The 14,746-nt window shown below is 41.5% G+C and carries 12 protein-coding genes; 6 read left to right on the forward strand and 6 right to left on the reverse strand.

All coding sequences use genetic code 11. The annotated features are described in order from the left end of the window. Positions 1-24: 24 nt before the first annotated feature. Positions 25-204 (forward strand): hypothetical protein, encoded by a 180-nt coding sequence (locus ACN0T8_RS00610; protein ID WP_417878755.1) that lies wholly within the window; start codon positions 25-27, stop codon positions 202-204. A 786-nt stretch (positions 205-990) separates the two neighbouring features. Further along, entirely contained in the window at positions 991-1,800 is an 810-nt protein-coding gene (locus ACN0T8_RS00615) for a PhzF family phenazine biosynthesis protein (RefSeq protein WP_417878756.1), read from the forward strand. Positions 1,801-1,823: 23 nt separating this feature from the next. Here ACN0T8_RS00615 and ACN0T8_RS00620 read toward each other — a convergent pair whose 3' ends face one another. The 6 genes from ACN0T8_RS00620 to pflB form a co-directional block, all read right to left on the reverse strand. Continuing rightward, positions 1,824-3,389 (reverse strand): SpoVR family protein, encoded by a 1,566-nt coding sequence (locus tag ACN0T8_RS00620; protein WP_417878757.1) that lies wholly within the window; start codon positions 3,387-3,389, stop codon positions 1,824-1,826. Positions 3,390-3,400: 11 nt separating this feature from the next. Next, on the reverse strand, positions 3,401-4,672 hold the full coding sequence (locus ACN0T8_RS00625) for a YeaH/YhbH family protein (protein ID WP_417878758.1): 1,272 nt from the start codon (positions 4,670-4,672) through the stop codon (positions 3,401-3,403). A 101-nt stretch (positions 4,673-4,773) separates the two neighbouring features. Next, positions 4,774-6,708 (reverse strand): PrkA family serine protein kinase, encoded by a 1,935-nt coding sequence (locus ACN0T8_RS00630; RefSeq protein WP_417878759.1) that lies wholly within the window; start codon positions 6,706-6,708, stop codon positions 4,774-4,776. Between the two features lie 322 nt (positions 6,709-7,030). Beyond that, a complete protein-coding gene (locus ACN0T8_RS00635) occupies positions 7,031-7,531 on the reverse strand; it encodes a YfbU family protein (protein WP_417878760.1) in 501 nt (166 codons plus the stop codon). An 81-nt stretch (positions 7,532-7,612) separates the two neighbouring features. Beyond that, complete coding sequence (pflA, locus tag ACN0T8_RS00640) at positions 7,613-8,353, reverse strand: pyruvate formate lyase 1-activating protein (RefSeq protein ID WP_417878761.1); 741 nt, start codon at positions 8,351-8,353, stop codon at positions 7,613-7,615. A 180-nt stretch (positions 8,354-8,533) separates the two neighbouring features. Then, positions 8,534-10,810 (reverse strand): formate C-acetyltransferase, encoded by a 2,277-nt coding sequence (gene pflB / locus ACN0T8_RS00645; RefSeq protein WP_417878762.1) that lies wholly within the window; start codon positions 10,808-10,810, stop codon positions 8,534-8,536. Between the two features lie 684 nt (positions 10,811-11,494). Between pflB and ACN0T8_RS00650 the strand changes: the two genes are divergently transcribed. From ACN0T8_RS00650 to ACN0T8_RS00665, 4 genes are all read left to right on the forward strand, one after another. After that, positions 11,495-12,265, forward strand: coding sequence for an ABC transporter ATP-binding protein (locus ACN0T8_RS00650; RefSeq protein ID WP_417878763.1), 771 nt, complete (start codon positions 11,495-11,497; stop codon positions 12,263-12,265). A gap of 184 nt (positions 12,266-12,449) precedes the next feature. Further along, positions 12,450-13,220, forward strand: a complete 771-nt coding sequence (locus ACN0T8_RS00655; RefSeq protein WP_417878764.1) for an ABC transporter substrate-binding protein — start codon at positions 12,450-12,452, stop codon at positions 13,218-13,220. 68 nt (positions 13,221-13,288) lie between these two features. Continuing rightward, positions 13,289-14,032 (forward strand): ABC transporter permease, encoded by a 744-nt coding sequence (locus ACN0T8_RS00660; RefSeq protein ID WP_417879467.1) that lies wholly within the window; start codon positions 13,289-13,291, stop codon positions 14,030-14,032. A 2-nt stretch (positions 14,033-14,034) separates the two neighbouring features. Beyond that, a complete protein-coding gene (locus ACN0T8_RS00665) occupies positions 14,035-14,712 on the forward strand; it encodes an ABC transporter permease (RefSeq protein WP_417878765.1) in 678 nt (225 codons plus the stop codon). Positions 14,713-14,746: the final 34 nt, after the last annotated feature.

A 14,746-nucleotide genomic window follows, 5' to 3' on the forward strand; every position in this document is an offset into this window, starting at 1 on the left:
GAATCATGGAGTTTCAAAAATAGTATGGAAGCAAATTTAAAAGTCATAGAAGCTTTAGCTAATGGTATAGATCCACTAACAGGTGAGGCTTTACCTGAAGAGTCTCCTTACAATAGTCCTGAAATTATCAGAGCTTTATTTGCTACATTGGATTTCATAAAACACCCGCCTACACAGCAACCTAAAGTTAAAAAAAAGTATTGAGCAAAAGCAAGCTGAAAACCTTGAAAAGGGTTTACCTAAAAATGCTGGTTTACCTTGGACTGAGGAGCAAAAAAATGATGTAGCAGAGCAATTCAAAAACGGTAAATTAGTTTCGGTTCTTGCAGATGAGTTTGGGCGTACAAATGGTTCAATTCACTCTGAGCTCAAAAAGCAAGGTCTAATAGAAGAGTAAGCGTGGGTGTTCATAATTCTGTGTCAGTTAATTTTTCCACATCGATTTGCTTATTTGAGCTATAAAAACTTATGTAACAACCGCTTCTCAAACACAACAATAGTTTGAACCTAGACGGAAAGCGCTCTGATGCAATCAATTTGATATTGTTTCACAGCTACTCTCAACCTGAATTTTTATCAACAATTTAGGTGAAACGATGGTGATGAAATATTGCGACTGCTGCAAAACGGATACAGAACACACTGAAAGCTTAGAAAGAAAACCCTCAAGTTACGATCAAAATAAGTCATTGTTCGGGCGACTAGCATTATTTGTCCATGAGTTTGTTAATGGTGGGCAGTACTACAATATGAACCGTTATTTTATCTGTGCTGTTTGTAAGAAAAAATCATTAGAAAATGTCGGCAAAGAATTCGAGTAGATTGAGCATAATAGATACCCAAATAGGTAAGTAGATTATTCCTTCAATCCATCACTCCATAGAGCTTGCTAAGCTAAAAGTAATACCGTATATATTCTGTTTGTTATGCGTTCAGAAAGAGATTTAAGAAAGCTTTTGCTGAGTAAACCCTAACGATTAAGGACTCCTCGTGGATTTAGAAATTTACCAAGTCGATTCATTTAGCAACCAAGCATTCAAAGGCAATCCGGCTGGAGTTTGTATCAGTGACGAAGGGTTAAGTGAGTCACTAATGTTGTCTATCGCTGAAGAAATGGCGGTATCGGAAACCGCCTTTTTATCGCTTAATGATATGAGATTAAGATGGTTTACACCCAAAGCCGAGGTGAAGTTGTGTGGACATGGCACGCTGGCGGTGGCTCATGTATTAAAACAAAAAGGGCAAGTTAAGGTTGGAGATAGCGTTAATTTTGTAACCTTATCTGGCACTTTAACCGCCCAGATTAAACAAGAGACTATAGAGCTTGATTTTCCGTCACCAACGATTGAATTCGATATTTACCAATCCGCAGAGTTATTAGAACATCTGGGTATCCCTACAAATGAAGTGATAGCGTTTGGTGAGTTTGATTCAAAAGTCTTTATTGAAATTAGCAGCGAAGAAACGTTATTAAACCTTGCGCCAAATTTTGATGCTTTAAAGCAGATGAATGGGCGTGGTGTGTTGGTAACTACTCGTTCAACCAATGACAAATTAGATTTTATTTCACGCTATTTTGCACCTTGGGTTGGGGTAAATGAAGATCCGGTTACTGGCTCTGCACATTGTGCGTTAACGGTCTACTGGGCGGATAAGTTGGGTAAAATAAAGTTCAAAGCCTTTCAAGCATCCGCGCGAGGAGGGTATGTGGATACTGAATTGCTGCCGAATGGCCGTACCAAACTAGTCGGTTCAGCCATTACAGTGATTAAAGGAGTAATGCACGTAGCACAGGGGTAATATAATTGAGCACCTTGAATAGTTTATGAAATTCCATAGTCGGTATAGTTGTCTGTTTTGGGTGGACACGTTGCCAGTACTTCTCTGCGGCCTGAGTCTTTGACTTCTTCCAAAATAACATCGAAGCCCCATAAGCGGTGTAGGTGTTTGAGAACTTCAGGGTAGCCATCATTCAGTGGGATTCTGTCTTGTGGAACATGCTGCAAGGTAAGGGAACGGTCGCCACGCACATTAACATTCCACACCTGAATGTTGGGCTCTAGGTTACTGAGATTGTATTGTGAGGCAAGTTTTTCACGGATGGCCTGGTAGCCGGTTTCATCATGGATGGCGCTGACTTGAATGTAGTTCTTTCTATCGTCATCTAGTACAGAAAAGAGTTTAAAATCCCGTATTACTTTTGGCGATAAATATTGGCTGATGAAGCTTTCATCTTTGAAGTTATGCATGGCAAAGTGAAGCGTGTCTAACCAATCACTACCTGCAATTTCAGGAAACCATTCTTTATCTTCTTCGGTAGGATGCTCGCAGATACGACGAATATCTTGGAACATGGCAAAGCCAAGTGCGTAAGGGTTGATACCACTGTAGTAGCGGCTGTTATATTCCGGTTGAGCCACGACACTCGTATGACTATGTAGGAATTCTAAAATGAAAGAATCCGTCACCACACCTTCATCATATAAGTGATTCAAAATAGTGTAATGCCAAAATGTTGCCCAACCTTCGTTCATGACTTGGGTTTGTTTTTGTGGGTAAAAATATTGGCTTACTTTTCGGACAATTCGTACGATTTCTCGTTGCCAAGGCTCTAGCAGCGGCGCGTGTTTTTCAATGAAATACAGTAAGTTTTCTTGAGGTTCACTTGGAAAACGGGTGGTTTCATGTTGTTCATCGTGATCGGATTTCGGCACGGTACGCCATAACTCGTTGACTTGTGATTGCAGGTAAGCCTCGCGTGATTCTTGGCGAGCTTTTTCCTCTAGAATGGAAATCTTTTCAGGGCGCTTGTAGCGGTCGACTCCATAGTTCATCAATGCGTGACAAGAGTCGAGTATCTTCTCAACTTCACTAATGCCATATTTTTCTTCACATTCAGTGATATAAGTACGAGCAAACAGTAGGTAGTCAATGATCGAGCTTGCATCGGTCCACGATTGAAATAAATAATTACCTTTAAAGAATGAATTATGGCCATAACTCGCGTGTGCCATCACTAGCGCTTGCATAGTAATGGTGTTTTCTTCCATAAGATAAGCAATACATGGATCGGAATTGATGACAATTTCATAGGCAAGTCCCATGTGGCCATGCTTATAGTTTTGCTCAGTTTGAATAAAACGTTTACCAAAAGACCAATGATTATAATTGATTGGCATTCCCACGCTGGAGTAAGCATCCATCATTTGTTCTGCGGTGATCACTTCAATTTGGTTTGGGTAGGTATCAAGGCGATAGTGCTCCGCCACACGTTTGATTTCTGTATGGTAGAGATCTAATAAATCGAATGTCCAATCTGGGCCGGTTGGTAATGGGAACCCCGGATGTGCATTTTGTTTTTCTAGTGTTTGTTGTGTTTTGCTCACCATAATGCATCCCCTTAAGATTGAGTTTGCTTTTGAAATAACTCGCGGAAAATTGGGAAAATATCGTCAACCGATTGAATGTTCTTCATGGCAAAATTATCAAAAGCTTCGCCAATTTTTTCATATTCATTCCATAACGTTTGATGCGCCCGTTTGGTGATTTCAATATAAGAATAGTATTGGCAGTAGGGCAGCAATTGTTTAAGGAGTAACTCTTTACAGTGCGGCGAATCATCAGCCCAGTTATCGCCATCGGAAGCCTGCGCCGCATAGATGTTCCATTCATTCGTTGGGTAGCGATCTTTAACGATGTCACTCATTAATTTTAGTGCACTGGAAACAATGGTGCCGCCGGTTTCTTGAGAGTAGAAGAACTCATGCTCGTCGACTTCTTTGGCTTGAGTGTGATGGCGAATAAACACGACTTCCACGTTTTCATAGGTACGAGTTAAGAAAAGATAGAGCAAAACATAAAAGCGTTTCGCAATATCTTTGGTGGCTTGATCCATTGAACCTGAAACGTCCATTAAGCAAAACATCACCGCTTGGCTTGATGGAATTGGTCTACGTTCATAATTTTTATAGCGCAAATCGAAGGTATCAATAAAAGGAACGCTGGCGATTTTTTCTCGCAGTTCCGCTATTTCACTTTTTATTCGTGTCTCTTCTAATGGTTGAGCAGGCTCACTCATCATAACGTCATCTAGCATGCTTTCTAATTCGCGAATTTGACGGCGTTTAGAGGCGGTCATCGCAGTACGTCTTGCGAGTGATTGTTGCAATGAACGGACAATCGCAATATTGGAAGGGATCCCTGCGGTTTGATAACCAGAGCGATGGGTTTTCCATTCGGTGATTTTATTGACTTGGTTTTTTCTTAAATTGGGTAGCTCAAGATCTTCGAACAAGATATCGAGATATTCATCTTTGGATATTTGAAAAATGAAATCGTCTTGACCTTCACCATCATTACTGGCGTCACCTTGCCCTGAACCACCGGAACCACCTGCTGGTGGACGATCAATACGGTCACCAGTAATAAATTGGTCGTTACCTGGGTGAACACGTTCTTTGGTGCCGCCTTTGCCTTGATGGAAGGAAGGTTCGCTGATGTCGTGGTTCGGAATAGACACATCCTCACCGGTTTCAGTATTGGTGATAGAGCGTTTCTTGACCGCCTCAGCAACGGACTTTTTGATTTGCTCTTTGTTACGGCGAATAAAGCGCTGCCGATTGACAGTGCTTTTATTTTTACCGTTTAAACGTCGATCAATAAACTGTGACATAATGCCTCCCCCAAGCAGTGTCCTCAACATGTTGAATAGCGAAGTAGGGCTAACTTGACCTTGTGATAGTACAAGTTAGCCAATGCTAAATGCTGGTTCAGTTATGAGGACTTACGCACGCGTAAATACCACTCAGCCAGTAAACGAACTTGTTTTTTGGTGTAGCCTTTCTCCATCATACGGGCAACAAAGTTGTCGTGTTTTTTCTGATCATCACTGGATGTTTTCGCATTGAATGAAATGACAGGAAGGAGTTCTTCAGTATTCGAGAACATTTTCTTCTCAATCACAGTGCGCAGTTTTTCATAGCTGGTCCAAACTGGGTTTTGGCCGTTATTATTGGCGCGAGCACGTAAAACAAAATTAACGATTTCATTACGGAAATCTTTTGGATTACTAATACCGGCGGTTTTTTCTATTTTTTCTAACTCATCGTTTAGTGCAGAACGGTCAAATAACTGTCCAGTTTCAGGATCTCGATATTCTTGGTCTTGAATCCAAAAGTCGGCATAGGTGACATAACGGTCAAAGATGTTTTGTCCGTATTCCGAGTAGGACTCTAAATAAGCGGTTTGAATTTCTTTACCAATGAACTCGACATATTTAGGGACTAGGTAGCCTTTTAAGAATTCAAGGTAACGATCCGCGGTTTCTTGCGGGAATTGTTCGCGTTCGACTTGTTGCTCGATGACATAGAATAAGTGAACGGGGTTGGCGGCGACTTCCGTTTGGTCGAAGTTAAACACGCGCGATAAAATTTTAAATGCAAAACGTGTCGATAGTCCAGACATGCCTTCGTCTACACCCGCATAGTCACGGTATTCTTGGTAGCTCTTAGCTTTTGGATCGGTGTCTTTGAGGGTTTCACCGTCATAGACACGCATTTTGGAGAATACCGATGAGTTCTCTGGTTCTTTCAGACGAGACAGAATACTGAATTGCGACAATATCTCTAGGGTACTTGGTGAGCATGGCGCTTGTGATAGCTCACTATTGAGTAGTAATTTTTTATAGATTTTCATCTCTTCAGACACACGTAAACAGTACGGTACTTTGACAATATAAACCCGGTCGAGGAAAGCTTCATTGTTTTTATTATTACGGAAGGTTGTCCACTCGGATTCATTGGAGTGAGCGAGGATCATACCGTCAAATGGCAGTGCAGATAGTCCCTCAGTACCGTTATAGTTACCTTCCTGTGTCGCCGTCAGTAGGGGGTGCAAGACTTTAATCGGCGCTTTGAACATCTCCACAAATTCCATTATCCCTTGGTTCGCTTTACAAAGTGCGCCTGAATAGCTGTAGGCATCAGGATCATCTTGTGAATAATGTTCTAATTTACGAATGTCGACCTTACCAACTAGTGATGAAATGTCTTGGTTGTTCTCATCACCTGGTTCAGTTTTAGCAATCGCGACTTGATTCAAAATAGAAGGGCGAACCTTAACCACTTTAAACTTGGTGATGTCGCCTCCGAACTCTTGTAAGCGTTTTGCTGCCCAAGGTGACATGATTGAACGTAAGTAGCGTTGATCGATGCCGTATTCGCTTTTTAGCAGCTCTCCGTCCTCATCGACATTAAATAAGCAGAATGGATGATCGTTAACTGGGCTACGAACGCCATTGGCAGAAAGGACATAAATTGGCATTTGCTGCATTAATGCTTTTAGTTTTTCGGCTAACGAAGATTTACCGCCGCCCACTGGGCCGAGTAAGTAGAGAATTTGCTTACGTTCTTCCAAGCCTTGTGCGGCATGTTTAAGGTAAGAAACAATCTGTTCAATCGCTTCTTCCATACCGTAAAAATGCTCGAATGTTTTATAACGAGAAATGACGCGGTTGGAAAAAATTCGGCTTAATCTTGGGTCTTTCGAAGTGTCAATAATCTCTGGCTCACCTATCGCGAGTAGCAGCCGCTCTGCGGCATTCGCATAAGCACTTTTGTCCTTTTGGCACAACGAAAGGAAGTCTTGGAGAGAAAGTTCTTCATCTTTAGAAGCTTCATAGCGTGATTGGTAGTGGTCAAAAATACTCATAGCGAATCCCCTTGAATATATTGAATGGCGAAATGTACACACCCTATTATTAAGACTAGACTCGATTTTTTATTCTGCTTAATAATTATACCCAAGTGACGTCAAGATGCAGAATTCAGAGCTATCATCCAAACCTTTAGGCAAGGAAGATTGGCGAAGGAATGAGGTACCTTTCAAACCAATCTTATATAACCTTATTTGTGTAAGCATTTGCGGTTTATCACGCATAGGAGAAGGCAAGAATAGGAGAGGGGAATTCACAAAAAGAAAAGGCAATATCCGAAAATATCGCCTTTAGTACATCGTTATAATGTATAAGAAATTATGCGTTAAAGATTTGGGTAAGCTCTGTCGCCGATAGGTGGTATTGACGAGGGCAGTTACGCCATGTGCTAATCATGCGGCGATATTTGTCTAACATCGGCATTTGAGCATTGAAGTAGTGATCGCTTTTATCAAACTGAGGGTACATGCCTTCAGAATCCGTTAGGAAGCGAACATAGTTTACTGCTTGATGTTCAGTGGCAATATCGAAGCCTAAGAATTGTAAACGGCGTTGGTCGACGTTGGCTTTATCTGCATCAGAAAGCATGTTATTTGACTCTTGCATTGCGTGATACATTTCCATGATATCGATAATTTCGCGGCAATCTTCTTCTTCCATACAACCAAAATTTTTATTCAACTCACGCATTTGTAAGCCGTAGCCACGCTCTACGATAGTTTGTAGACGTTTATATTTTTCTGCGTTATTTGGCTCTAGTTGCGCCATTAGATTGTATTGGTTTGATAAGATCAAACGTTGTGCGTTAGTCATTTCCATGGTGAACCTCGATAAATTGAATTGAATTCGTTTCGCTTACTTTTCGTTTAGCTTGTTTATAGCGTGATAAATGGAGAATACTTAAAACATCACGTTATCGTTGTATTTGCTGAGTATTGAGACTACCTTTTCCATGGTTTCTTTTGATGGTGGCTCCACACCTTCAAGTGGGTAGTCATGACCTAGCGCTTCCCATTTGTGTGCACCGAGTTTGTGGTAAGGAAGAAGCTCGACTTTTTCAATGTTGTCCATGTCTCGAATGAACTCACCTAGTAGCTCTGCGGCTTCAAGGTCATCGGTATAACCAGGAACAACAACGTAGCGTAACCAGGTCTTTTTACCTATCTTATGTAAGTAACGAGCAAAATCTAACGTTCTGCGGTTGGAAACACCAATAAAGTCGTGATGTATTTCATCTTTCATGTGTTTGATATCGAGCATGACGAGATCCGTGGCTTCTAATACTTCATCGATCACTTCAGTATGCTTTCGGACATAGCCATTGGTATCAAGACAAGTGTGTATGCCTTCGGCTTGAGCTGCTCGGAATAAATCTCGGACGAATTCTGGCTGTAACATTGCTTCGCCACCAGAGCAGGTAATACCGCCGCCAGAAGCACTCATAAAATGGCGGTAAGACTTTGCTTCAGTAATAATCTCTTCTACTGTCACTTCTTTTCCTGCATTGGTATCCCATGTATCGCGATTGTGGCAATACATACAACGCATCAAGCAGCCTTGCATAAAGACGATAAAACGAATACCAGGGCCATCGACGGTGCCACAAGATTCATAAGAGTGAATACGACCAGTTGTAGACATAGGAGAATTCCTTTGCTGTGTAATGTGTTTATTTTATTACAAAAGTTAGGATTAACCTAGTTTCAGTATGGTTAATACACCAGTTTTTTATATGAAAATCATCACAGCAAAAAAAGCCCCACTCAAACAGAGCGGGGCTAAAGTTTTACTGTTTAATCATAAGTTTATTTGTAGCCAAACTTATAGAGACTCAGTAAAAGTACGTGCGATAACGTCTTGTTGCTGCTCTGTAGTAAGAGAGTTGAATCGTACAGCGTAACCTGATACACGGATCGTTAGCTGAGGATATTTCTCAGGATGCTTAACGGCGTCTTCTAGAGTTTCACGGTTAAGAACGTTCACGTTTAGGTGTTGCCCACCTTCAACACCTGCTTCATGGTGGAAGTAACCATCCATTAGGCCAGCAAGGTTCGCTTTCTTCTGGTCGTCAGACTTACCTAGTGCGTTAGGGACGATAGAGAAGGTGTAAGAAATACCATCTTGTGCATCTGCAAACGGTAGTTTTGCGACTGAAGTTAGGGAGGCTACCGCACCTTTCTCATCGCGACCGTGCATTGGGTTAGCACCTGGAGCGAATGGAGTGCCAGCACGACGGCCATCAGGAGTGTTACCCGTTTTCTTACCGTATACCACGTTTGACGTGATAGTAAGGATTGATTGAGTAGGAATAGCATCACGGTAAGTCTTAAGCTTACGGATTTTACCCATGAATACAGAAACAAGCTCACATGCGATGTCATCAACGCGTGAGTCGTTGTTACCAAATTTAGGGTAGTCACCTTCGATTTCGAAATCGATCGCTAGACCGTCTTCGTCACGGATTGGCTTAACTTTTGCGTATTTGATTGCAGATAGTGAGTCAGCTGCAACCGATAGACCAGCAATACCACAAGCCATTGTACGACGAACGTCACGGTCATGAAGAGCCATTAAAGACGCTTCGTAGCTGTATTTGTCGTGCATATAGTGGATAGAGTTCAACGCGGTTACGTATTGTTTTGCTAACCAATCCATGAAGTGGTCCATTTTGTCCCACAATTCGTTGTAATCTAAGTATTCACTTTCGATTTTGTCCATTTTTGGACCAACTTGGATTTTCAACTTCTCATCCACACCACCGTTGATGGTGTAAAGCATGGTTTTTGCTAAGTTAGCACGAGCACCGAAGAACTGCATTTGTTTACCAACTACCATTGGAGATACACAACAAGCGATTGCGTAGTCGTCCGATTGTAGGTCAGGGCGCATTAGATCATCATTTTCGTACTGGATAGAAGAAGTATCGATAGACACTTTCGCACAGAAGTGTTTAAAGCCAGCAGGTAGTTGCTCAGACCAAAGAACCGTGATGTTTGGTTCTGGGCTTGGACCCATAGTGTATAGGCTGTTTAGGAAACGGAAGTTTGTACGTGTTACTAGTGTACGTCCGTCAAGGCCCATACCACCCATTGATTCTGTTGCCCAGATTGGGTCACCAGAGAACAACTCGTCGTATTCAGGAGTACGTAGGAAACGAACCATACGTAGCTTCATTACGAAGTGATCAATCATTTCTTGCGCTTGTTCTTCAGTGATGCGACCTGCAGCGATATCACGTTCGATGAATATATCTAAGAAAGTAGAAGTGCGGCCAAGAGACATTGCAGCGCCGTTTTGAGATTTAACCGCTGCTAGATAACCGAAGTAAGTCCATTGGATAGCTTCTTGTGCTGTTTCAGCAGGACGAGAGATATCACAACCGTATTTAGCCGCCATTTCTTTTATTTGGCCTAGTGCACGGTGTTGCTCTGCAATTTCTTCACGAAGTTGCATTGTTGCTGTTAGGTCTTCGCCATTTTCGAAACGTTCTTGTAGAGACGTGAATTGAGCGAATTTGTCTTTCATCAAGTAGTCGATACCATATAGCGCTACGCGACGGTAGTCACCAATGATACGTCCACGGCCGTAAGCATCAGGAAGACCTGTTAATACGCCAGATTTACGACATTTCATGATGTCAGGAGTATAGATGTCGAAAACACCTTGGTTGTGTGTTTTACGTAGTTCTGTGTAGATCTTAGAAACTTGTGGGTCTAAAGTCCGACCGTAAGCTTTACAAGAACCCTCAACCATACGGATACCACCGTTAGGGATGATGGCACGTTTAAGCGGTGCTTCAGTTTGAAGACCAACAATCGTTTCAAGATCTTTGTTGATGTAACCTGCATCGTGAGCAGTGATGGTAGAAATAACAGAAGTGTCAAAATCTAGAGGAGCAAGAGTTTTGTTCTCAATTTTGATACCTTCCATTACTTGAGCCCAAAGCTTGTTAGTTGCTTCAGTACCCTCAGAAACTAGGAAAGATTCATCACCTTCATACGGTGTGTAGTTCTTTTGAATGAAATCACGAACGTTTACCTCATTTTGCCAATCACCGTTAGCAAAACCTTCCCAAGCTTTAGCAAATTGCTCTGCCATGACATACCTACCTTTTTAGTAGAAAAAATACGCACTGTTGTGAGTTGCTAATGGATTAACTGCTCACGGCCCGAAGGTTCCAGTGCACTCTGATTAATAATACTGATGGGCTAGTGTTTAACCCATTAGTATTAGTGCTTAGCGGGGTGTCTTGTGATGTGGTAGAACGCTAAACACACTAAATACCTATTTATAACCCTGATCTCTTGCTGCAAATTCTGACTAATATAAGGCTAGTTTATTCCTAAACATCTGCATGAGAATTTCTGGGGAAGTTTCAATTTATCATCAAACTGTTTCATAGATATTTATTATGTAGAAAACTTAACAATACATTCTCTCTGGAGTGTTGATCTCGATCACTTTATGTCAACAATATCGATAAATTTAAAAAATATTTTATAAATTATACAAGATTTGTTGAGTTATTTATCAGCTTCACGAAGGGAACTAAAGGTGTTATACGATAAGTTGCTTTTTTGTTGATATTTTAATCAATTGGTAGGATGGCGAGTATATTTACTTGATGTAAGTGGAAATGCCTATATCATGCATAAAAATTCAAAATAAACATCTATAATAAGACTTTTAAGCAATTCGCTTTGTTTGCAAGCCTTAATCAGTGGTGTTAGGTTATTTTTAGCATCAGGAAGATGTGTATCAATAATAAGGGAGTAATAGCGCATGACGGATGTACCCGCGCTAAATATCAAAGACTTACACAAGACCTTTGGCCACAATGAAGTCCTTAAAGGCATTTCATTGTCGGCAAACAAGGGGGATGTGATCTCTATCATCGGATCGTCAGGATCGGGTAAGAGTACTTTTCTTCGTTGTATCAACTTGTTAGAGACACCTACTTCGGGTGAGGTTTGGGTGAGTGGCGAATTGATTCAAATGAAAAGCAATCGAAAAAATGACGTTTCACCTGCCAACGATAAACAAGTTCAAAGAATTCGCTCACGTCTTGCTATGGTCTTCCAAGGTTTTAACCTGTGGTCACATTTAACTGTGCTAGAAAATGTGATCGAAGCTCCAGTTCACGTATTAGGCGTCCCAAAAGCTCAAGCGATTGAAAATGCAGAATTGCTGCTTAAAAAAGTGGGCTTGTATGATCGTAAAGATTATTACCCAGGGCATCTTTCTGGTGGTCAACAACAACGTGCCGCGATAGCCAGAGCATTAGCCGTTGATCCTGAAGTCATGTTATTTGATGAACCAACTTCGGCACTTGACCCTGAATTGGTCGGTGAAGTGTTGGGGGTAATGCGAGATTTGGCTGAAGAGGGGCGCACTATGCTGGTAGTGACTCACGAAATGGCTTTTGCTCGTGATGTATCAAGCCATGTGATGTTTCTTCACCAAGGAAAGGTGGAAGAACAAGGTGCTCCTGAAAAACTGTTTAATAATCCTGAATCGGAACGTTTTAAGCAGTTTATATCTTCGGTTTACTAGTTCCATTAAAAGAATTCAGCAACAGACCTAACTTGGTAACAGATTCAGTTTTGTAACCGGTTCATTGGTCAGTACGCTGATATGAACTTTATACCCTCACATTTCACTTAAAAAACGTTTAAGGGTATGAAGTAAATGATAAAACATACAACATAACAAAAGTCATAATCACAGGAGTATGGATATGAAAAAGTGGTTTTTAGCAGCAACAATTGCGGCTACAGCTTTATCTGGAGTGGCACAAGCCAAGGATTGGAAAACCGTGCGCTTTGCAACTGAAGGCGCTTACCCTCCGTTTAATTATACGCAAGCCGATGGCACGCTAGCTGGCTTCGATATAGATCTGGCTAACGCTCTATGTAAAGAGATGGAAGCGAAGTGTCAAATCATTGCTCAAGATTGGGATGGTATTATTCCTGCTCTGCTTGCTCGTAAGTACGATGCGATTATTGCTGGCATGTCGATTACCGAAGAACGTAAAAAGAAAGTTGCCTTTACTCATAAATACGCTTTGATCCCGAATAAATTTATTGCCAAAAAAGGCGCAAATATTCAGTTCACCAAAGAAGGATTAAAAGGCGTGAAAATTGGTGTTCAGCGCTCAACGACTCATGACCAATACATTGAAGATAACTACAAAGGTATCGTGGATGTTTCACGTTATGGTACTTTTGATGAAGCTTACCTTGATCTAGAAGGCGGACGTATCGATGCTGTATTTGGTGATGCGTCAGCTCTGAAAAGTGGCATGTTAGATAAGAAAGACGGCTATGAATTCACGGGGCCATCACTAACGGATGAAAAATGGTTCGGTGATGGTTTTGGTATCGCCGTTCGTAAGCAAGATAAAGATCTCGCTGAACAGATAAACAAAGCCATTGATTCATTACGCGAAAAAGGTATTTATCAGGAAATCGCTGCTAAGTACTTTGCGTATGATGTATACGGTGAATAATCCGCTTTAATATTATAGAGGCAGTACCAGCTTAAACTGGCTGCCTCTCACAAAATTAGACCTTTATGATGTTAGATTTTTTACAAGGTTATGAACAAACCATTTTACAGGGCGCTTTGGTTACGATTGAAGTCGCGTTGTTATCTTTGGTTGTAGCAGTATTGCTTGGCATTTTAGGGGCATTGGCAAAACTTTCTCCTTATCGCTGGGCTCGCGTGATCGCGACCACCTATACCACCATTATTCGTGGCATTCCTGATCTCGTATTGATGATGCTTATTTTCTTCGGTGGTCAGATTTTATTAAACAATTCTCTCTACTCACTGAATGAGCAAATTAATAGCTGGATGATTAGTTATAATGAAAATCATGAGTGGACGGCTTATCTTCCTGACTATATTGATGTCAGCCCATTTACGGCAGGTGTACTGACTATTGGTTTTATCTTTGGCGCTTATATGGCAGAGACTTTCCGTGGTGCAATCATGGCGGTTGATAAAGGGGAGTTAGAAGCGGCTAAAGCCTATGGTATGAGTAATGTGATGTCTTTTCGCCGTATTTTATTACCGCAGATGGTTCGTCATGCCATTCCGGGGTTTGGTAATAATTGGCTGGTTCTACTTAAGACCACAGCGTTGGTGTCTATTATTGGACTAGATGACATGGTACGCGTTGGGGCACTGGCAGTCGGCTCGACCAAGATGCCATTTACCTTCTACATGACGGTATCAGTTATCTTCTTATTTTTTACTAGTGTTTCTATTGGCCTACTTAGGTTGTTAGAGCGTAAATACACATTACATACGAGGTAAGCATGGATTTTTCAGTCATCATTGACAGCTTGCCTTTATATTTTGAAGGCTTATGGACCACGTTTTGGTTGGTCGGTTTAGCATTAATTATTGGGCTAGTGATTGCGATTCCTGCCGGTATTGCTCGAACAAGCAAAAATTATTTTATTAACTTTCCGGTATGGTGTTATAGCTACTTTTTCCGAGGCACGCCGTTACTGGTTCAGCTGTACTTGATCTACTACGGTAGCAACCAGTTTATGCAAGTGCGAGATACGTTGTGGGAGCATGCTTGGTTTTGTGCTCTAGTGGCTTTTGTACTGAACACTGGAGCATATACCGCAGAGATTTTTGCTGGTGCTATTAAAGGGCTTGATAAAGGCGAGATTGAAGCGGGGAAAGCTTACGGTATGTCTACATGGAAGATATATCGCCGTATTATTTTGCCAAGTGCATTGCGTCGCGCGCTACCTGCTTATAGCAATGAAGTTATCTTTATGCTGCATGGTTCTGCGGTGGCCGGTATCGTTACGGTCATGGATATCACAGGCGTGGCACGCTTGGTGAACTCACGTACTTACGCACCGTTTGAAGCATTCTTTACTGCGGGGATTTTCTACATGATTTTAAGTATGTCGATTATCTATGCTTTCAAGGTAACGGAAAAACGACTATTGGCTTATGCAAGACCATTAAGTTAACAGGTCACTGCATTGCGATAAAATAAAACGCCGT

The organism is Vibrio sp., assembly GCF_048266485.1.
Lineage (GTDB): Bacteria > Pseudomonadota > Gammaproteobacteria > Enterobacterales > Vibrionaceae > Vibrio.

Coding starts and splice junctions, on each gene's coding strand:
- ACN0T8_RS00610 (WP_417878755.1), top strand. CDS start 25: ATGGAAGCAAATTTAAAAGTCATAGAAGCTTTAGCTAATGGTATAGAT.
- ACN0T8_RS00620 (WP_417878757.1), bottom strand. CDS start 3,389: ATGGTGAGCAAAACACAACAAACACTAGAAAAACAAAATGCACATCCG.
- ACN0T8_RS00625 (WP_417878758.1), bottom strand. CDS start 4,672: ATGTCACAGTTTATTGATCGACGTTTAAACGGTAAAAATAAAAGCACT.
- ACN0T8_RS00630 (WP_417878759.1), bottom strand. CDS start 6,708: ATGAGTATTTTTGACCACTACCAATCACGCTATGAAGCTTCTAAAGAT.
- ACN0T8_RS00635 (WP_417878760.1), bottom strand. CDS start 7,531: ATGGAAATGACTAACGCACAACGTTTGATCTTATCAAACCAATACAAT.
- pflA (WP_417878761.1), bottom strand. CDS start 8,353: ATGTCTACAACTGGTCGTATTCACTCTTATGAATCTTGTGGCACCGTC.
- pflB (WP_417878762.1), bottom strand. CDS start 10,810: ATGGCAGAGCAATTTGCTAAAGCTTGGGAAGGTTTTGCTAACGGTGAT.
- ACN0T8_RS00650 (WP_417878763.1), top strand. CDS start 11,495: ATGACGGATGTACCCGCGCTAAATATCAAAGACTTACACAAGACCTTT.
- ACN0T8_RS00655 (WP_417878764.1), top strand. CDS start 12,450: ATGAAAAAGTGGTTTTTAGCAGCAACAATTGCGGCTACAGCTTTATCT.
- ACN0T8_RS00660 (WP_417879467.1), top strand. CDS start 13,289: ATGTTAGATTTTTTACAAGGTTATGAACAAACCATTTTACAGGGCGCT.
- ACN0T8_RS00665 (WP_417878765.1), top strand. CDS start 14,035: ATGGATTTTTCAGTCATCATTGACAGCTTGCCTTTATATTTTGAAGGC.